We start from the raw sequence: 18,431 nt of genomic DNA on the forward strand, positions 1-18,431 counted from the left end.
GAGTCATGTATTATACGCATGACTCTTTTTTAAACGGATCGAATAAATCTACCTTTCTACTCCTTCTTATAGCCGCTCCCCACTCTAACCCAATATCTAAAAATAAATCGCGCATCGTACTATACAAAAGAGCCTTAACATCTTTACGAATTTCTCCTAACTTATACGCCCTGACAACACTTTTCACCCGCCATATAAGCTTCGCTCGCATATCTTCATCGACCATAAGTTGTTCCAAAAATACGCCTTGCTCTAATAATCCGCTCTTTTTATAAGCCAGTTCTACCTTACTCCAAAGTATATTAATCGTTTGCGGATTTCGTGACATCGGTACAATCGCATGTACAAACTGAACTGGAATATCATGACGACAATATGTTTCATCAAGCACATACGTTGTTTTTTCTTTTGTACTTCTTTAGAAAGGTTTTTAAAAAGAACCGTTTCCCTTTCTTCCCGTACCCCTTCCTCCTTACATCCATCTACACTTTCTCTCTTTTCACATGCGGACATTTCCATACGGTCATCCATGCGGTCAAGTGCAGTTTTACGAAACACATATAAGTTTGCACTATATCCCCCTCGCTTATATCTTTCTTTCGTAGGGATCTGCTCAATAATCCCAAGTTCCTCTAGTTTTGCAACAGAGCGACGCACCGTACGAATGCTTTTCTCTATCTTAGTCGCAATCGTCGCCATTAACGGACAAGCAACTCCAACTGTTTTTTGCTTTTCATTTACTGCATATCTTCCTAAAAACTGAATCACTAAAAAATCTGTTTTATTTATATTCTCTTTATAACGCACTAAAATTTGCTTTTGGTATGTATTAAATTCTTCTCTACTTTGAAATTCGCTATATGTTTTCATTAAATAATAGAAAGTTCCCATTTTTATCACCCCATATATAAATAGGTGCGATAAAGCAAAAGGGGTAATTGAATAATTTAAAAAGCGTAAAACATAAAAACAGGTCGCACTACAACATGCGACCTGTTTTACTTATCAATAAAAGCTATTGCTTACAATTAACCAACCCAAACACCATCATTATTAAATTTGTAATATTTACCATCAATCCATTTTGTTCCTGTTACCATCGTACCGAAAGAATCAAGGTAGTACCAGCTTCCACCAAGCTTTAACCACCCTTTATATTCAGATCCATCGCTCTTAAAGTAGTGCCAGTAATTACCGATTTTTTGCCAACCTGTTTGCATTACCCCGCCGTTATCAAAGTAGTAATATGTATTATTGATATAACGTTTTCCTGTTTCCATAATTCCGTATGATCCAAGATAATACCATTTTCCTCCATTAGATAACCAGCCTGTTTGTTTTGCTCCACTACTATTTAAGAAATACCAAGATCCTTTAATTTGAACCCAACCTGTTTGCATTGCTCCCGTGTTTTCATTTAGATAATAATATGTATATTTCCCTGTTTTTTTATCTTGAATGGAAACCCATCCTTTTTCCATTATTCCATATGATCCAAGGTAATACCATTTTCCTCCAGTTGCTAACCAGCCTGTTTGTTTTGCTCCACTACTATTTAAGAAATACCAAGATCCTTTAATTTGAATCCATCCCGTATGCATTGCTCCAGTGCTTTCATTCAGGTAGTAATATGCATATTTCCCTGTTTTTTTATCTTGAATTGACGTCCACCCTTTATGCATATATCCAAAAGAAGGATCAAGGTAATACCATTTCCCTCCAGTGGATAACCAGCCTTTTAGCTTATTACCATTTTGACCATAGTAATACCAATATCCATTTTGTTGAACCCAGCCCCTAGCCGCCTTAGCATAACTTACATTTGTAACTTTAGAAACTGTGTTATTCTGTTGAATAGCTTTGTTTCCATCTGCATAAGCTGCTGTTGGAATTAATAATGCAGCAGAAAGTAAAGATGTCATAATTACCTTTTTCATAAATTTTCCCCTTTTCAGAATATATATTTTCTATGCTATTTTACCAATTATCTGTAATACATTAAATGTTTTTTTTACGATATTTATACAAATAAATTATAAGATAGTTATAAAATATAGATGATGTGTCTTTACTCTGCAATTTACTATATACTTTCATTAAATTATATAAAGATTAATGAACGATGATTTGATGATTCCTAATGACATGAGGTGAAAAACATGATTGTAATTAGTGCTTGTTTAGCTGGTATTGCTTGTCGCTATGATGGAAATGACAATCTAATCTCAAAAATAGAAGAGCTATTACAGAAAGAGGAAACCGTCCTTGTTTGTCCAGAAGTATTGGGAGGTTTGCCTACACCACGCCCCTCCGCAGAAATCATCGGTGGAAACGGTGACGATGTACTAGATGGAAAAGCAAAGGTAATAGATAAAGACGGAAACGATGTAACAGAAGCTTTTGTACAAGGAGCTTATAAAGCGTTGAAAGAAATAAAAGATTTAAATCCCGAATACATCATTTTGAAAGAAAAAAGTCCGTCTTGTGGTAGTTCTACTATTTATACAGGAGAATTTAATGGAAACAAACAAGAAGGTTACGGTGTGACAACAGCTTTATTTCGAAGACATGGCTTTACAGTAATTTCAGAAGAAGATTTTGAAAACAAATAAAGGAGTTGACCTACAAGGTCAACTCCTTCTTCATTATTTCACACCTAATTTTTCTTTCACTTTCGCAGGAAGCTCGTCTTTTTTCACTTCTTCCCAAGCTGTTACACCTTTTTCATCAGAGTGGAATACACGTAGGAACGCTTCTTTACGAAGGTTTTTCACAGCTGTAAATTCCATTTCTTTTTCTTTACCATCTTTATCAAATGCAGGTAACTTGTACTCAAATGATTTGTGCTTCTGACCACCATCTGCTTGTTCAATTTTTTCTTTTCCATCAACTGTAATTTGAACATAGTACTCATCTTTTCCCATACGGTTTAAATCGCAACCAACTAACATTGTCGCAAATACAACTAAAATACTAAAAAGTGCAATATATCTTTTCACGTCATTCACCTCATGTGTTTTTTATTATGTTGTTATCATAGTCCTTTTTCATTTGAGGAGAAATTCAAAAACGTGACATGAACATTACACTTTTGTAAGATAACAAAAATAACCTCCTCACTTATATGTGAGAAGGTTAAGATTAACACTCTTCCGGCTTACCAGCATTCGTCGCTGTACGGAAAGATGATCCACATCCACATGATGCGATTGCGTTTGGATTATCAATTGTAAACCCACCGCCAAGCATCGATTGCTTGTAATCAATTTTTACTCCTTTTACAATCGGAGCACTTTCTTTATCAATAACAAATTCAACACCAAAAAACTCAAGAACTGTGTCGTCTTCATTTGGTTCTCTTTCAAATCCTAAACCGTAAGAAAGACCGCTACATCCACCGCCATGTACAGCAAGGCGAACGTATTTCTCTCCATCTTCAGCATCTTTCAACATATCCTTAATTTGAAATGCTGCTTGTTCTGTTACATCAATCATGAAATCCACCTTCCTTTCTTCTCTCGTTCTATTATACATCTTTACGCTTATATCTTGTACTCATACACTCCGCGGCAAATTACTTCTGCTGGACCTTTCATCAAAACGTTCCCTTCTTCTGTCCAGGCAATCATTAAATCGCCGCCTGCTAGATGAACCGTAATTTCTTCGCCGCGCTTCATTTTTTCATTTAACACTGCTGCCACAACTGCTGCACATGCCCCTGTTCCACATGCCTGCGTCACGCCTGACCCGCGTTCCCAAACACGGAAATTCATTTCATTGTCATTTACAATTTCAATGAATTCAACATTCACTCGTTCTGGGAACATTTCATGTGTCTCAAGCACCGGTCCTAATGTTGTAAGCGGCGCTTCTTCCACATCATCAACAAAAATAACCGCATGCGGATTTCCCATTGAAACACCTGTAAAGACATAGCGGTGATTATTATATAAGAAATCTTCACGAATGAATGGTGTTTCCCCTTCACCAAGCATCGGCAACTCTGCACGAGTTAAACGAGGCGCTCCCATATCAATTTTCACTAATGTAACAATATCACCTTCTACTGTTACTTCCGCTGTTACAATTCCAGCTAATGTTTCAATTGTAAAAACAGTTTCTTCTACTAGTTTATGCTCATACGCATATTTCGCTACGCAGCGCAGTCCGTTCCCGCAACTTTTCCCTTCTGAACCATCGTTATTAAACATACGCATTTTTACTGGCGCTATTTCCGATGGACAAATTAAAATCATGCCATCTGCTCCAATGCCAGTATTGATACTCGAAACCTTTTCCGCCACAAGAGCTAGCTCTTCCTCTGGAATTTGTTCTTCAAACATATTTACATATATATAACTATTTCCAAGACCATGCATTTTTGTAAAAGAAAATTGTTTCATCCTCATTCACTCCAAAAAAAATTTGTTGTTTTAAGTATAAAATGCATGCTTTTGGAACACAATAAGAACGTCCCCCGTTTCTCATATTTGACAACATTTTGATGGCTTTTATATAAGAGCCGTTCTTACACAAATCGTGTAAGAAAAAAGCCCTTCTCGGAAAGGGCCTTTTTTTATTTTATCGCGCTATTCACGGGCAGACCAATTAGTGAGAACTAATAATCAGTGCACTGAAGCCCACTGGTTAAAATTCTACTTTATACAAACATCCCTGCTATCGCAGCACTTAATAAATTGGCGAGTGTCCCTGCTACAATCGACTTTAATCCAAATTTAGCAATATCACTACGACGCGTCGGTGCCATTCCTCCAAGTCCACCAAGTAAAATAGCCACCGAAGATAAATTAGCAAATCCACAAAGAGCAAATGTAATCATTGCCGTCGTTTTTTCTGAAAGATTCCCCATTTGAGGAGCAAAATCAGTAAACGCTACAAACTCATTTAAAATTAACTTTTCTCCAATAAAACTTCCTGCTGTAATCGCTTCTGTCCACGGTACACCAATAACAAAAGCAAGCGGTGAAAAAATATAACCTAGTATGAGTTGTAGTGACAAATTGGGATAACCGAAAAGACCACCGATTCCACCAACAATTCCATTTAACAGTGCAATGATTGCAATAAATGCAATTAACATTGCCCCAACATTTAAAGCAAGTGATAATCCATCTGCAGCCCCACGTGCAGCTGCATCAATAACATTAGCTGGCTTTTGGTCATCATCTTTTGTGTCTTCCTCATGTGCCTTATGTACTTCTGGCTTTTCTGTTTCCGGAAATAATAGTTTCGCCATAATAAGTCCTGCTGGTGCCGCCATAACACTCGCAGCTAACAAATATTGAAGCGGTACGCCAAGCGCAGCATATCCAAAAAGAGTTGATCCAGATACAGACGCTAAGCCTCCGACCATAACTGCAAATAGCTCTGATTTCGTCAGACGCGGCATGTATGGACGAATTACAAGGGGTGCTTCTGTCTGTCCTAAAAAGATGTTTGCTGTAGCAGATAGCGATTCAGATTGACTTGTACCTAACAACTTTGCTAGTGCCCCACCGATAATTCGAACGACCCATTGCATAATTCCTAAATAATATAAAACAGCAATAACTGATGATAAAAAAATTAAAATTGGCAGTACACGAAACGCAAATACAAATCCAGCCATCTTCGTCGGATCCCCTAAGCTGCCAAATAAAAATAAAATACCGGCATTCGCAAAATCCATAATTCTTTGGACGAACTGTGTCACCTTCTCTAAAACCATTCGTCCTACATTCCACTCTAGCACGATAAAGCCAAATAATAATTGAATGGCAAGTCCGCCAAATATAGTACGTGCCGAGATCGCTCTTCTATTATTTGAAAGTAAATATCCAATCAGAAGAATAACGATAATTCCAGCGAGTCCCCAAATAATATTCATTTTGTCACCTCAAAGATTCAAATTCTTTGTTAGCATTTCCTTCGAAAGAATTTTTACTCTAATAGAATAGATGGCATAAAAAAAGACGTTGCTCATTTGCAACGCCTTAAAACATTGGATTTTCATCTAAGTAATCATATACATTTTTCACAAGTTCTTCTACTGTTGCCCCCTGCACAACTTCTCCGTTTACAAGTGCAAAAGGTCCTTCAAAACAAATACCACAATACCCTAAGCAGCCATACTCCATAACATCTAAATTCGGATCTTTTTCTAATTTCTCTAGTGCTGCTTGTGAGCCACTTGCAAGATTACCTACACAAAATTCGATTAATGGTTTAATCAAAATGCTCCCCCCTGTATCTCTAAAAATGAATCTATAATAAGAAAACTAAGCTGTTTCTTGTTGTTTTCATTACACTTGCTAAAATATTTAGTTGCTTCACTGTTTCATTTCAAACTAAAAGATCTTCGTTATATCAATTCACTTCGATTTCTCAGCATACAAATCACTGCTATGAAAACAGAAAAAGACCTCTACTTATTTCCTCCTTCTGCTTTCATGTGGCATGGGGACAAAAAAAGGCACTAACGACCGCTTCTATCCATCAGCGGACGCTCTCCACCCCAAAAGAAGAAGTTTATGTCAACTACATAACTTAATTGAAACAGTTTGCTCACTTTTCTTCTTATTGTACAACAGAGTACACATTCATGCATTGTTATTTGTTCACAAATTCGATATAATTTGAGTGAGTAAAGTCAAAATATTTTTTCAATATATAATTGTATGATTAGGGGATATTTCAACAGAAAAGGGGTAATCCATCATGAAACACCTCGTATTACTAGGTGGTGGCTACGGTGGGATGAGAATTCTGCAACGGCTTCTGCCAAACAATCAACTTCCAGATGATGTCCAAGTGACATTAATCGACAAAGTACCATACCACTGTTTTAAAACAGAATATTATGCATTAGTAGCGGGCACAATTTCAGAAACGCATATTCGCATTCCGTTTCCAGAGCACCCGCGTCTCAACATTCAATACGGTACCGTAACAAATGTTGATCTTGAAAACAAAGTCGTCCATCTCGATGGCGGTGAAGAAATTCAATATGATGATTTAATTATCGGACTTGGCTGTGAAGACAAATATCACGATGTTCCAGGTGCAAAAGAATATACACATAGCCTGCAATCTATTGAGCAAACACGTAAAACATACGAACAATTAAACAGTTTAGAACCTAACGCAACAGTTGCAGTTGTCGGTGCTGGATTAAGTGGCGTTGAAGTGGCAAGTGAACTTCGGGAAAGTCGTTCTGATTTGAAAATTTACTTATTTGATCGAAAGGATCGCATTTTATTCCCTTTCCCAGAAAAATTAAGTAGATACGTAGAAGAATGGTTCGTAAAGCATAATGTTACAATTATACGAAACTCTAACATTACAAAAGTAGAGCCAAACATTGTGTACAACCATGATGAACCGCTTGAATGTGATGCAATCGTATGGACAGCTGGTATTCAAGCAAATGAAGTTGTTCGAAACCTTCCAGTTGAACAAGATAGTAGTGGACGGGTTGTATTAACAAAATATCATAATATTCCGAATAATGAGCATGTTTATGTTGTAGGTGATTGCGCATCCTTACCGCACGCACCATCTGCACAACTTGCCGAAGGACAAGGTGAACAAATTGTCCAAATATTATTAAAACGTTGGAACAATGAAACACTTCCTGATGAACTACCTGTTATTAAATTAAAAGGTGTTCTCGGTTCTCTCGGTAAGAAACACGGATTCGGACTATTAGCAAATCAACCATTAATGGGACGTGTACCTAGACTTTTAAAGTCCGGTATTCTTTGGATGTATAAATATCATAATGGTTAAGAAAAAAAACAAGGGCAGGTTGCTCTTGTTTTTTTCTATTTTTCTCCTTTTTTGATACGATATGAATAGAATCAGAAAGGAGAAAATTATGTTTCTATTAAAAAATGTAATATATAAAGATATCCTGCACGTTCCTTACTTAGAGATTCACAAAGAAAAAATCACCTGCATTATCGGTGAAAGTGGCAGCGGAAAAAGTACATTACTTCGCATGCTTAATGATTTACAATCACCAACAGCCGGTGAAATTGAATATAATGGGACTTCTATTTCGTCTTATCCACCTATTCAATTACGCCGTGAAATTGTTATGCTAGGTCAAACACCACCTATCTTTGATGGAACAATAAAAGATAATTTGTTAATGGGACTTCGCTTTTCAGAGAAACCTTTTCCACCTAATAAAGCACTTCAAAAAGCACTAACAATTGTAAACTTAGAAAAAGATGTAACAAGTACCGCCTCTTCACTATCTGGTGGTGAAAAACAAAGACTCTCCTTAGCTCGTGTTTTACTTATGGACCCACCTGTTTATTTATTAGATGAGCCAACTTCTGCATTAGATGCTGATACAGAGAGGCGCGTCATGAAACAGTTTTCTGCCATTGCGAAACAAAAAAAGAAAACCGTTATCTTTATTACCCATTCACAAAGTCTCCCAGAAGAAATCGCAGATGACATTATTGAAATTAGTAAAGCTAAAGGTGCTATTAGAAAGGAAGTGCACGCACTTGAAGGGCGTTATTGAACTACAAATTTGGCAACTTGCTGCAGCATATATTTTCATTATCATTTTAATCGGACTTGTAAAACTAAAAGGAATACCTCGTGAAAAACAAATTACGATTGCTACATTACGCATGACTATTCAACTTGTACTTGTTGCATACGTACTTACATACATATTTGAAAATAGCAATCCATTTTATACAATTGCTATCATTACTTCTATTACGACATTTGCTATTTTTAACATTTATAAACGAGTAAACATCCCTATGTCAAAAGAATTGAAACGTGTGGCCGCACTCTCAATGATTGCGGGATCAATTGGGCCTCTTTTATTATTTATCTTTGTCATTATTGGACACGACCCTTGGTATGCTCCGCAATATATCGTTCCAATCGCCGGAATGCTTATCGGGAATGCGATGACCGGTATATCCCTCGGTGCGAATACATTCTTAAACAACATGAAATCAAGGCGCGAGCAGATTGAAGGAGCACTTATGCTTGGGGCCACTCCAAAACAAGCAGCTGCCCCCCTTGTAAGAGATGCTTTCGATTCAGCTATTTTGCCAACAATTAATTCCATGGTCGGAATGGGAATCATTAGCCTCCCAGGTATGATGACAGGGCAAATTTTATCAGGTGTTTCACCGTTTACCGCTATTCAATATCAAATTGCAATTATACTTGGTATTTCTGGAAGTACAGCTTTTTCTGTCATTATCTTTTTACAACTTGGGTATAAAACATTCTTTAATAAACGGTGTCAATTGAAAGAGATGGAAAAATAGTTAAGTATTTCAATCCAAATTATGGATATCATAGTAATAAATCTTTAAATTTGTATCGTTCAATAACGGAGGTATGCATAATGTATTATGTTAAATTAGTTAAAGGACAATCCTTCTATGCTTTTGATCATCGCTTCTTATTAGATCAAGAAGAACAAGTTACACAAAGGATTTTTAAATACCTATGCAAAAATGAGTTTTTCGAAGTACGTAAAGATGAGGATACTTCCACCGCGTAATAGTGAGTAGCTAAGTAGTGTGTAGGTTTAGGATCAATAAATTACTTTCTCTACAAACAGACCTCTATAGTAACTACTGCAGAGGTCTTAATATTTCATCCCTTATAATTTTTATATTATGTTTTTCTATTAAATATATTAAAATACTTATAGTTTCATCATGTTTTACACTAAGTTAAAATTTTACTTCATTTAAAATAAATCAATTTGTATTTCCCCCGCATTCACAGGCAGTAAAACCACCACTGATGGAAGTTTCACTTTATAAAGGTTTCGTTCTGCTCATTTTATACCAAAAGTAGAATCCAATAAAAAAAGCGTCGATACTATTTCTAGTATTGACGCTTTTTTTATCCTTCCCACTTCCTCCGGCACTCCTCTATCCCACTAAGCAGATACTTCTTCGTCATATCTGCCCGTTTCCAAATGGAAATCGTTCGTTTCTTTCCTTGATTATGACGTATCCGTTCTACCTCTTGTAACAAAGGCATCCATTTCCCAGAGGACGATTCCATCATATATTGTAATCCCTCATCTTTTGAAACAATTGTTTTATGCTCTAATGTATATAAAATACGCCCCATTGTGACAACAGCTGATTCTACCCATTCTTCAATTAGAAACAAGTATGGTTTTGACGCCTTTTCACTCCAGTACTGCTCTACGTTATATTTCATCGTTTCTACAACCTTACTCCATGGGGCCTCAAACAGAAGTTCACTTGCTTCTTCTCCAGTCACAGTAATTCCACGGTTCTTCAGTGTCCACCATGTCACAGCATTCACATCCCAGTGACCTACGTTAACTTTCCCGTCAGCACAATAGACATACTGCGGCATCTCTTGGTTTTGCTTCCCTAAATCAGCAAGTGGGATATACATACCGTCCATCCGTCCTCCGAGCTTACTTTCACTCAATTTTTTATGTAAATCACCTATTTGCAACTTCTCAAATTCACTGACTGTCTCTCTCGTTACCGTTACAAAATCAACATCACTCGTACCCAAATGAAATGCCCCTAGAGCAATTGAACCGTATACATATACCCCTACTAATTGTTCATTTAAAAAAATGTCTTGTAGTCCATTCACATATTGCTCCATTAGGTCCTTTACTTCTTCTGGTAACTCCTGTTTCACTACACCCTCCACATACATCCCCCTTAATAAAATTACCTTTAATAACTATTTTTTCCATATGAATTTGTAAGAAAAGCCTTTGCAATCACAAAGGCTTTTGTATTATAAATATTTCTCAATTTCCTCGTATACGTCCTTCAAACGAGGATTTCCTTCTCCAACGATTTCACCGTTTACAAGAACAACAGGATAAAATAAATCTTCTTCAATTACACGCTCTGCAAAAGCTTGCTTCTCAGCATCTTCTTGCTCTTCTTGAATATCAATGTATTCAAACTTGAATTTATCATCTTGTCCTTCATATTTGCGACCAATTGCCGCTTGTAGCCATTCAAATGTTTCGGCCGAAGACGGCATTCCAACGCAGCTCGCACAAATTACTTTCGCCCCATATACTTGAACATTTACCATCGTTTCTCCCCCATTTCCCTGTTCTAACAGTACCCTCTGGGGACTTCCCTCATAAGCACATCTCTTTACAAGTTCAATTCTTGTCCCCTATACTGAAAAAACACGTTGTAAACATGATACAATATTTTGACAATAAAACAAGAACAGAAAAAATAGATTTTCCCCTGTATCTTGATTATAATAAAATGGATGAAAGGAGTCGATAAAAATGGAAAACCCAAATATGCAAGAACAAGTACTAGAAGTATTAGATAAATTACGCCCGTTCTTACTTCGTGATGGCGGTGACGTTGAGTTAGTAGATATTGAAGAAGGTATTGTAAAACTACGCCTTATGGGAGCATGCGGTAGCTGCCCAAGTTCTACAATTACACTAAAAGCTGGTATCGAACGCGCACTACTTGAAGAAGTACCAGGCGTTATCGAAGTAGAACAAGTATTTTAATCTAAAAGCGGAAGCGGCTCGCTTAGAACCACTTTCACTAAATATTTATAAAAAAGAGACCACAATTGGTCTCTTTTTTATAAATTTCTATTAAGATAACCAATCCAATTTTCGAATTCCTAGCTTGTCGATAGGTAAACGAAGGAATTCATAAAAATTCTTCATAAATTGCTCTGAACGGTTCACATCGTGTAAAATGTCTTCTAAGTGATCTCGATACATGCTTTTTTGTTCTTCATCTGCGGTCAGATAGTACTGTTCTACCGTTTCAAAGTAGCGAAGCGGAAAGAGAAGACGCGCAAAGAGAAGACGCCACCCAAAAGAAGAAAGTGGATAATTTTTCTGATAATCCGTTACAAACTGAAAAATTGTTTGTTCCCAGCCTTTCTTCTTTTCCATCGATACATAGCGAATCCATTCTGCCAAATCTCTACTTGGATGATCATATACCCAATCGATGGGAATTTTTAATTTATTCGTTTGCTGCCATAATAAAGGAGTGAAGCGTTCTTGGCAAATTGTTGCCGCATCAGCAAGCTGAGGTGTATCATCTATTTCTGTATCCACAACATATTGAATTGCATTTTCAGCAATGCCTAAATAATACGGAAAAGACTCCATAAATAGTTGATCGAATACATCTGACGGCTGATTCATAAGTTGTGATTGCCAAAACTTCTCTAATTGATCCAGCCTTTTTTCCCATAATGACTTCCATTCACCAATGCGACTTAATTGTTCTATTTCTTCAGGAAAAAAGGCGCCTCGTTTATGGAATAAAGAAAGCTCGCTACCTAACGAAGTAGCATGTCGATCGAGCAAACGCATACCTTTTAATAAACAGTAATTTTTTTCTTCTAGCTCACTTACATAGTAACCGTGCACTGTCGGAACAAAAGTCGCAACAGTAATATCCCCTTGCTGGTTCATATAATCGCTTAATTTTTTCATTTCAACAAGTACATCTTCCTCCATATTCCCAATTGGAAGAAGTACATAAATTTTATTGCGAATCCAAAAGCTTTTATAGGGGCCAAGGGGGATTAATTCTTTGACATGCATTTGATAATGCTCATAAATATGCTGAATCATCATAGTCGCCACCTATGGTTTTTCTATATATATATGAGCTTGTGCTCGCCTTTCATTCCTATGCACATGATAAAGCAACAAAACGTATACAAATAATAAAAAGAAAAAAAGGTGATAACATGAAAGAATCAAATCAACTACAAGAAAGAGCATTACAACTACTACAAGAGCGTGGTGTAACAATCGATGATATTGCGGAGCTTGTTCATTTTCTTCAAAAAAAATACCATCCAAAATTAGAGATGTCCGAATGTCGTTACAATGTAGAACGTGTACTATCCAAACGGGAAGTACAAAATGCACTCATTACAGGAATCGAATTAGACGTCCTTGCTGAAAAAGGACTGTTAAGCAAACCATTACAAGATATCGTAAAACGTGATGAAGGTTTATATGGAGTCGATGAAGTAATCGCACTTTCAATTGTAAACGTGTATGGATCTATCGGTTTCACAAACTTTGGATACATCGATAAATTAAAGCCAGGTATTTTAGAATACTTAAATGATAAATCATCTGGAAAAGTTCATACATTCCTTGATGATATTGTGGGCGCAATTGCTGCCGCTGCATCTAGTCGCTTGGCTCATCGCGCTGAGCATGCGGAATAAGATCGCATATGCAGGCTGTCAGTTTCATGCTGACAGCCTTTTTTATGTTATATTTCACCGAAGGCCGATATACTTACTCCAAATCATATTCCATCAGTACAAACTCTCTTCCTCTGCTCATGAAAGTTGGACCTGCTTGAAAACCAATATTTCTATATAACTTAATTGCACGTTTATTAAAAGTTGCTACACTTAAACGTATCTTTTTAGCCTGAAATTTACTTACGGAAAACGCTAGTCCTGTTTGAAAGAAAGACTTCCCCATCCCTTTCCCTGTTAGCCCTGGCTTCATACCAAGCCCAATATCCACGGTATCTTTTCCTACGTATAACTTCGCAGCCCTTCCTCCTGGAACTTGTGCATTTTCTCCAAAACAAAAGTAGCCAATTAGTTCTCCATGTTCATTACAGCAGCCATAGTATGTTCCATCTAATAGTTCCTCTATTACCTCTTTACTTCCCGAAAAGCTGTATAACGAATATGGTTCTTCATACTGCCATGTATTGATTTCTTTTGCTTCTGCCCCTGTTAGTTTGTGTATATCCATCTCTCTTCTTCCTTTCTAAAACTACTTACTAACAAAGTTCTACATGAATCCCGAAATTCACCTTCCATTTTTGAAAAGTTTGCAAATTTTTAAAATACAAAATTGTAAATTTTTTCTATCGTGTTACGATTAAATTAACCATTCAAAATAAGGTGGTGGCAACATGCAGTATTTTTCCTATCTATCCCTTGAAGAAAAACAAAAACTTTTCTACCAAGAACCAATTATCTTTTCAAAGGATATCGCAAAAGACCAATTAGCTTACGCATTAGGAGCTACCCTATATACACCTGGAACAAAAAGGACCATTGCAGAGGACATCGTTAGAAAAAAGCATGAAGATACAATGTCGATTGTAATTTGTTTAGAAGACTCCATTAGTGATGGAGAAGTGAAACTTGCTGAGGAAAACGTCGTCATACAAATGCAACTACTGGCTTATATGATTCATGCGGGAAAGCTTCATCCATCAAATATACCACTTCTCTTTATCCGGATTCGTGAACCAAAACAAATGCACTCACTCGTTCACGAACTAGGCAATGCCATTCATTGTATAAGCGGTTTTGTCTTTCCAAAGTTCACGCCTTCTAACGGAATATCTTATATCGATGTACTAAGACATATAAACGAACAACATTCGCTTTCACTGTATGGGATGCCTATTTTAGAATCTCCTGAAATTATTTATAAAGAAAGTCGTATCAAGGCATTGTTATCAATTAAATCCATCCTAGATTCATACCGTGATTTCATTTTGAATGTCCGAATCGGCGCCACCGACTTTTCTGGCATATTCGGCATTCGCCGTAACAAGGATACGACGATTTATGACATTTCAATTATTCGTGATTGTATTTCTGATATTATCAATATTTTTTCTAGGTCAGCAGATGAATATGTTATATCTGGACCGGTGTGGGAGTACTTCGGAAATAATCAGCGCGTACTCAAACCACAGCTCCGGCAAACACCGTTTCGTGAATCATTCGGAAGCGCTGGGCTTACAATGCGTGAGGACATGCTTCATCGCTATGAAGATGGCTTAATTCACGAAGTTTTACTCGATCAGGCAAATGGATTAATTGGAAAAACGGTCATTCATCCTTCTCACATTAAACTCATACAAGCTATGCATGTTGTAACATTAGAGGACTATTTAGATGCAAAAGCTATTTTCGAATCTGCAAAGACGTATAACGGCGTAATGAAAAGCAACTTTTCTAACAAAATGAATGAAGTGAAGCCACATTATAATTGGGCGCGTAAAACACTTCTGAAATCTAATATTTACGGGGTGCTACATGAAGAACAAACTTTCATCGATCTCCTTACCGAAAAATCAAAGCAAAACGTACACGTACCACATTTTAAATAAAATAACAGTTCATATCGATGTACGAGATAATCCATATTTATTATCACTAGATCAGCTATTTCAAATGGCTGCAAGAATCAATAAGAAGCGTGGTTTTTTATTTGTGAGCACCATTTTAGGGAAACATCTTCCCATTCCACCTGCAATCTCTTTAACTGGAGGCTGCACTCTTGCTGCAAGATATATGGAGGTGCTACATCGTACAAATCATCCGTATCAAAAAGAAATTCTCAATCTGATTTCTTCTAAAGATAGCACCGGTAATGAACTAGAGGCGATTCTTCAATATCAATTTCCTTTAGAAAAAGAAGTTTTATTTATCGGATTCGCTGAAACAGCTACAGCATTAGGACACGCTATGTTTCAATGTTTTCAAAATGCAAAATACGTTCATACAACAAGGGAGACGATCTCACAAATCGATTCCGTCATTACATTTGAAGAAGAACATTCTCACGCAACATCTCATCGTTGTTATGTGGACAAAAGCTATTTCCTAAATGAACAGCCTATCGTCCTTGTGGATGACGAAATGACAACAGGAAAAACCGCGCTAAATATCATCAGATCCATTCAAGAAAAGTTCCCAAGAAAAGAATATATTGTTGCTTCTTTATTAGATTGGCGCTCAGATGCACATCGAAAACAATTCACAGAGCTCGAGCAAGATCTTGATATTACGATTCATGTGATTTCTCTATTAAGCGGTTCCATTGACGTAATCGGTAGTCCGATTGTTACTTCCTCTTCACATGGTGAAATGGTTGATAAATCAATAGAATCTAAGATAGAAAAACATATACTGCCATGCCCTACTTTACCGTATACCTCTCTCTGGCATGATATCAGCTACATACACTACACAGGGCGCTTTGGCATTTCATCTGATGATCAAAAGCATATCCACTCTTTTGCTAAACAGAATGGCCATGCTTTAAAGAAAAAACGAAAAGGTCAACAGACACTCTGCTTAGGAACCGGTGAATTTATGTATCTTCCAATGCGTATTGCTGCTGAAATGGGAGAAAACATTTCCTATCAATCAACAACACGGAGTCCGATTCATCCTTACGTAGGTGATACACGTTATGCTATTCATAGTCGTTTTTCCTATGAAAGCCCTGAAGACAAAGCAGTTACAAATTATTTTTATAACATCCAGCCTGGAGACTACGATGAAGTCTTTCTTTTTATAGAGCGTGATTTACAAGAAGATGCGTTCCAGCCTCTTCTTACACAATTACAAACTGTTATTCCGCTCGTTCATATCGTCTCATTTAGCAGCTTAGTAGAAAGCGATGGTGAAAAAATATGACCAAAGTCAAAACATTACAGCTTATCGGTAGTTATGCGAAAGAAGATGCTATTTTTCTATTAAAAGATATTAGTGATGTTATAGAAGAAAGTACAACAGAAGACAGAGAACAAGCCATTCAATCGGGCACACACTACTCTGAAATGCTTCCGATTGAATATAAGCCATCTAAAGCTTATATGGATTTATTTTTTGCTTCCCTCGAGCAATACAAGCGTAAGCTAGCTGTTGCTATCGGCGTAGTAGCTGAGCAAATTATAAAGACGAAAGGAAAGAATCTTGTACTCGTCTCACTCGCAAGAGCCGGTACACCAATTGGCGTTTTAATAAAACGATATATTCGTTACCAATATCATCTCGATTTGCCGCATTATTGCGTTTCTATTATTCGAGGGCGCGGCATTGATGAGAATGCACTTCACTATATTTTACAGCAGCATCCAAATCAAACGATTCAGTTCATTGATGGCTGGACTGGGAAAGGTGCCATAAAGAAAGAACTGCGCCAAGCTGTACATACATTTAACGAAAAGAATCATGAATATATTTCAGACTGTATGGCAGTGCTTGCTGATCCAGGTCATTGTACTTCCATATATGGAACGCGAGAAGATTTCCTCATTCCAAGCGCTTGTTTAAACGCAACCGTATCAGGATTAATTAGTCGTACAGTTTTAAATGAAGCTTATATTGATTCAAATGATTTTCACGGCGCCAAATATTATAAAGAACTCGAAACAGAAGATTTATCTCATTTCTTTATTGAAGAAATCGCAGCGTTATTCCCTTCTATTAGCGCTGACGTAACAAAGCAACTAGAGCATGTTATCGCTACCTATACCGAGCCTTCTTGGCAAGGTATGCAAGACATCACCTCTATTCAAAAGCATTTTGGAATAGAAAATATAAATCTAATTAAACCAGGCGTTGGAGAAACAACGCGTGGTTTACTAAGGCGAATGCCTTGGAAAATTCTAATTCGTGACAAAAACAATCCAGACCTACAACACATTTTACTTCTTGCAAAAGAAAAAAACGTACCAGTAAAACTCTATAAGGATATGACATACTCGTGCTGCGGACTAATTAAACCTCTCGGGAGGAAAACCTCATGATTTTTGCAAGTGACCTTGATCAAACACTTATTTATTCACGTAAAGCATTTCGTACTTCTATAGAAGATGAACACATTCAACTTATCGAAACGTTAGACGGGAAAGAGATCTCTTTTATTACACACAAAACCATCTCTTTATTAAAAGAACTACAATTACAAGCACAATTCATCCCAGTTACAACACGAACAATTGAACAGTTTCAGCGCATCACACTATTTCAAACAGAGGTCATTCCGGAATATGCGATTACAAGCAACGGAGGCAATATCCTTCATAACGGTAAATTAGATGCTACTTGGAAAAACATACAAACGGAGCGATTAGCAGCATGCATGGAAAAAGAAGATGTTCTAACAGAATTTCAAAATATCGCTCATGAAGAATGGGTCATTTCACAAAAAACAGCTGATGATTTATTTCACTACTGCATCATTAAGCGTGACAATATTCCATACGACGAATTACATTCATTCACCACTTGGCTCAATAAACAAGGATGGGCTCATTCTTTGCAAGGCAGAAAATTATATTTTGTGCCAAAACCTGTGAACAAATGGGATGCCGTTCAGTATATACAAGAAAAACTGCAAGTAAAAACCGTAATTACTGCTGGAGATTCCTTACTTGATTTATGTATGTTAGAAAGGGCGAATCATGCAATTGCCCCTCTTCACGGTGAACTCGAAACAAATCAAAGAAGTTTATTACCTCACATCGAAAGAACAAATGAAATTGGTATATATGCAGCGGAGGAAATTGTGGATAAAGCACTCCAAATGATTCATCATTCTCTTCCTACTACCTAAATTGATAAAAGGAGCGATTAGA

At 36.9% G+C, this 18,431-nt stretch carries 21 protein-coding genes and 1 pseudogene; 11 read left to right on the top strand and 11 right to left on the bottom strand.

Going from position 1 to position 18,431, the window contains the following annotated elements; genetic code table 11:
- Positions 1 to 10: 10 nt before the first annotated feature.
- Positions 11 to 891, bottom strand: a pseudogene (locus KFD70_RS02970) (helix-turn-helix domain-containing protein).
- A 137-nt stretch (positions 892 to 1,028) separates the two neighbouring features.
- Positions 1,029 to 1,937: a PspC-like choline-binding domain-containing protein gene (locus KFD70_RS02975; RefSeq protein WP_420792371.1), complete on the bottom strand. Its 909-nt coding sequence runs from the start codon at positions 1,935 to 1,937 to the stop codon at positions 1,029 to 1,031.
- A 222-nt stretch (positions 1,938 to 2,159) separates the two neighbouring features.
- Here KFD70_RS02975 and KFD70_RS02980 point away from each other — a divergent pair, with 222 nt between their 5' ends.
- On the top strand, positions 2,160 to 2,612 hold the full coding sequence (locus KFD70_RS02980) for a 2-thiouracil desulfurase family protein (RefSeq protein WP_336453461.1): 453 nt from the start codon (positions 2,160 to 2,162) through the stop codon (positions 2,610 to 2,612).
- Between the two features lie 33 nt (positions 2,613 to 2,645).
- Here KFD70_RS02980 and KFD70_RS02985 read toward each other — a convergent pair whose 3' ends face one another.
- The 5 genes from KFD70_RS02985 to KFD70_RS03005 all read right to left on the bottom strand — a co-directional run bounded on the left by KFD70_RS02985 (position 2,646) and on the right by KFD70_RS03005 (position 6,233).
- Entirely contained in the window at positions 2,646 to 2,999 is a 354-nt protein-coding gene (locus KFD70_RS02985; RefSeq protein WP_336453460.1) for a YxeA family protein, read from the bottom strand.
- A 142-nt stretch (positions 3,000 to 3,141) separates the two neighbouring features.
- Complete coding sequence (locus KFD70_RS02990) at positions 3,142 to 3,495, bottom strand: HesB/IscA family protein (protein ID WP_098492694.1); 354 nt, start codon at positions 3,493 to 3,495, stop codon at positions 3,142 to 3,144.
- A gap of 47 nt (positions 3,496 to 3,542) precedes the next feature.
- Positions 3,543 to 4,403 carry a diaminopimelate epimerase gene (dapF, locus tag KFD70_RS02995; RefSeq protein ID WP_336453459.1) on the bottom strand — a complete coding sequence of 287 codons (861 nt, stop codon included), beginning with the start codon at positions 4,401 to 4,403 and terminating at the stop codon, positions 3,543 to 3,545.
- Between the two features lie 257 nt (positions 4,404 to 4,660).
- Positions 4,661 to 5,887 (bottom strand): NupC/NupG family nucleoside CNT transporter, encoded by a 1,227-nt coding sequence (locus tag KFD70_RS03000; protein WP_336453458.1) that lies wholly within the window; start codon positions 5,885 to 5,887, stop codon positions 4,661 to 4,663.
- A gap of 106 nt (positions 5,888 to 5,993) precedes the next feature.
- Positions 5,994 to 6,233, bottom strand: coding sequence for a YuzB family protein (locus tag KFD70_RS03005; protein ID WP_017150175.1), 240 nt, complete (start codon positions 6,231 to 6,233; stop codon positions 5,994 to 5,996).
- 484 nt (positions 6,234 to 6,717) lie between these two features.
- Between KFD70_RS03005 and KFD70_RS03010 the strand changes: the two genes are divergently transcribed.
- The 4 genes from KFD70_RS03010 (at position 6,718) to KFD70_RS03025 (ending at position 9,547) form a co-directional block, all read left to right on the top strand.
- Complete coding sequence (locus KFD70_RS03010; RefSeq protein WP_336453457.1) at positions 6,718 to 7,788, top strand: NAD(P)/FAD-dependent oxidoreductase; 1,071 nt, start codon at positions 6,718 to 6,720, stop codon at positions 7,786 to 7,788.
- A gap of 88 nt (positions 7,789 to 7,876) precedes the next feature.
- Positions 7,877 to 8,536, top strand: a complete 660-nt coding sequence (locus KFD70_RS03015) for an ABC transporter ATP-binding protein (RefSeq protein WP_336453456.1) — start codon at positions 7,877 to 7,879, stop codon at positions 8,534 to 8,536.
- The gene (locus tag KFD70_RS03020) at positions 8,520 to 9,308 is read left to right on the top strand and encodes an ABC transporter permease (protein ID WP_336453500.1); all 789 of its coding nucleotides are present in this window, start codon (positions 8,520 to 8,522) and stop codon (positions 9,306 to 9,308) included. The genes KFD70_RS03015 and KFD70_RS03020 overlap by 17 nt, the downstream gene beginning before the upstream one ends.
- An 80-nt stretch (positions 9,309 to 9,388) precedes the next feature.
- Entirely contained in the window at positions 9,389 to 9,547 is a 159-nt protein-coding gene (locus tag KFD70_RS03025) for a YqbF domain-containing protein (protein ID WP_336453455.1), read from the top strand.
- A 350-nt stretch (positions 9,548 to 9,897) separates the two neighbouring features.
- Here KFD70_RS03025 and KFD70_RS03030 read toward each other — a convergent pair whose 3' ends face one another.
- The gene (locus KFD70_RS03030; protein ID WP_336453454.1) at positions 9,898 to 10,698 is read right to left on the bottom strand and encodes a nucleotidyltransferase domain-containing protein; all 801 of its coding nucleotides are present in this window, start codon (positions 10,696 to 10,698) and stop codon (positions 9,898 to 9,900) included.
- A 90-nt stretch (positions 10,699 to 10,788) separates the two neighbouring features.
- Complete coding sequence (locus KFD70_RS03035) at positions 10,789 to 11,097, bottom strand: YuzD family protein (RefSeq protein WP_336453453.1); 309 nt, start codon at positions 11,095 to 11,097, stop codon at positions 10,789 to 10,791.
- 208 nt (positions 11,098 to 11,305) lie between these two features.
- On the opposite strand from KFD70_RS03035, the gene KFD70_RS03040 reads away from it, so the two are divergent.
- Positions 11,306 to 11,542, top strand: coding sequence for a NifU family protein (locus KFD70_RS03040; RefSeq protein WP_000431179.1), 237 nt, complete (start codon positions 11,306 to 11,308; stop codon positions 11,540 to 11,542).
- A gap of 90 nt (positions 11,543 to 11,632) precedes the next feature.
- Here the strand turns inward: KFD70_RS03040 and yutH are convergent, their stop codons facing one another.
- Positions 11,633 to 12,634, bottom strand: a complete 1,002-nt coding sequence (yutH, locus tag KFD70_RS03045; protein ID WP_336453452.1) for a spore coat putative kinase YutH — start codon at positions 12,632 to 12,634, stop codon at positions 11,633 to 11,635.
- Positions 12,635 to 12,753: 119 nt separating this feature from the next.
- On the opposite strand from yutH, the gene KFD70_RS03050 reads away from it, so the two are divergent.
- The gene (locus tag KFD70_RS03050; RefSeq protein WP_336453451.1) at positions 12,754 to 13,245 is read left to right on the top strand and encodes a phosphatidylglycerophosphatase A family protein; all 492 of its coding nucleotides are present in this window, start codon (positions 12,754 to 12,756) and stop codon (positions 13,243 to 13,245) included.
- Positions 13,246 to 13,318: 73 nt separating this feature from the next.
- Here KFD70_RS03050 and KFD70_RS03055 read toward each other — a convergent pair whose 3' ends face one another.
- Positions 13,319 to 13,792: a GNAT family N-acetyltransferase gene (locus KFD70_RS03055; RefSeq protein ID WP_336453450.1), complete on the bottom strand. Its 474-nt coding sequence runs from the start codon at positions 13,790 to 13,792 to the stop codon at positions 13,319 to 13,321.
- A 163-nt stretch (positions 13,793 to 13,955) separates the two neighbouring features.
- On the opposite strand from KFD70_RS03055, the gene KFD70_RS03060 reads away from it, so the two are divergent.
- The 4 genes from KFD70_RS03060 to KFD70_RS03075 are packed head-to-tail and all read left to right on the top strand — an operon-like array spanning position 13,956 to position 18,409.
- Positions 13,956 to 15,170, top strand: a complete 1,215-nt coding sequence (locus KFD70_RS03060) for an HpcH/HpaI aldolase/citrate lyase family protein (protein WP_336453449.1) — start codon at positions 13,956 to 13,958, stop codon at positions 15,168 to 15,170.
- Positions 15,097 to 16,485 (top strand): phosphoribosyltransferase family protein, encoded by a 1,389-nt coding sequence (locus KFD70_RS03065; RefSeq protein ID WP_336453448.1) that lies wholly within the window; start codon positions 15,097 to 15,099, stop codon positions 16,483 to 16,485. The genes KFD70_RS03060 and KFD70_RS03065 overlap by 74 nt, the downstream gene beginning before the upstream one ends.
- On the top strand, positions 16,482 to 17,600 hold the full coding sequence (locus tag KFD70_RS03070; protein WP_336453447.1) for a cysteine protease StiP family protein: 1,119 nt from the start codon (positions 16,482 to 16,484) through the stop codon (positions 17,598 to 17,600). Before KFD70_RS03065 ends, KFD70_RS03070 begins: the two co-directional genes overlap by 4 nt.
- Complete coding sequence (locus tag KFD70_RS03075; protein ID WP_336453446.1) at positions 17,597 to 18,409, top strand: HAD family hydrolase; 813 nt, start codon at positions 17,597 to 17,599, stop codon at positions 18,407 to 18,409. Before KFD70_RS03070 ends, KFD70_RS03075 begins: the two co-directional genes overlap by 4 nt.
- Positions 18,410 to 18,431: the final 22 nt, after the last annotated feature.

Source organism: Bacillus pfraonensis (assembly GCF_050768835.1).
GTDB classification, from domain to species: Bacteria; Bacillota; Bacilli; order Bacillales; family Bacillaceae_G; genus Bacillus_A; species Bacillus_A pfraonensis.

Coding starts and splice junctions, on each gene's coding strand:
- KFD70_RS02980 (WP_336453461.1), top strand. CDS start 2,160: ATGATTGTAATTAGTGCTTGTTTAGCTGGTATTGCTTGTCGCTATGAT.
- KFD70_RS03055 (WP_336453450.1), bottom strand. CDS start 13,792: ATGGATATACACAAACTAACAGGGGCAGAAGCAAAAGAAATCAATACA.
- KFD70_RS03065 (WP_336453448.1), top strand. CDS start 15,097: ATGAAGAACAAACTTTCATCGATCTCCTTACCGAAAAATCAAAGCAAA.
- KFD70_RS02975 (WP_420792371.1), bottom strand. CDS start 1,937: ATGAAAAAGGTAATTATGACATCTTTACTTTCTGCTGCATTATTAATT.
- KFD70_RS03040 (WP_000431179.1), top strand. CDS start 11,306: ATGGAAAACCCAAATATGCAAGAACAAGTACTAGAAGTATTAGATAAA.
- KFD70_RS03025 (WP_336453455.1), top strand. CDS start 9,389: ATGTATTATGTTAAATTAGTTAAAGGACAATCCTTCTATGCTTTTGAT.
- dapF (WP_336453459.1), bottom strand. CDS start 4,403: ATGAAACAATTTTCTTTTACAAAAATGCATGGTCTTGGAAATAGTTAT.
- KFD70_RS03070 (WP_336453447.1), top strand. CDS start 16,482: ATGACCAAAGTCAAAACATTACAGCTTATCGGTAGTTATGCGAAAGAA.
- KFD70_RS03015 (WP_336453456.1), top strand. CDS start 7,877: ATGTTTCTATTAAAAAATGTAATATATAAAGATATCCTGCACGTTCCT.
- KFD70_RS03035 (WP_336453453.1), bottom strand. CDS start 11,097: ATGGTAAATGTTCAAGTATATGGGGCGAAAGTAATTTGTGCGAGCTGC.
- KFD70_RS03050 (WP_336453451.1), top strand. CDS start 12,754: ATGAAAGAATCAAATCAACTACAAGAAAGAGCATTACAACTACTACAA.
- KFD70_RS03060 (WP_336453449.1), top strand. CDS start 13,956: ATGCAGTATTTTTCCTATCTATCCCTTGAAGAAAAACAAAAACTTTTC.
- KFD70_RS03010 (WP_336453457.1), top strand. CDS start 6,718: ATGAAACACCTCGTATTACTAGGTGGTGGCTACGGTGGGATGAGAATT.
- yutH (WP_336453452.1), bottom strand. CDS start 12,634: ATGATTCAGCATATTTATGAGCATTATCAAATGCATGTCAAAGAATTA.
- KFD70_RS02990 (WP_098492694.1), bottom strand. CDS start 3,495: ATGATTGATGTAACAGAACAAGCAGCATTTCAAATTAAGGATATGTTG.
- KFD70_RS03000 (WP_336453458.1), bottom strand. CDS start 5,887: ATGAATATTATTTGGGGACTCGCTGGAATTATCGTTATTCTTCTGATT.
- KFD70_RS03075 (WP_336453446.1), top strand. CDS start 17,597: ATGATTTTTGCAAGTGACCTTGATCAAACACTTATTTATTCACGTAAA.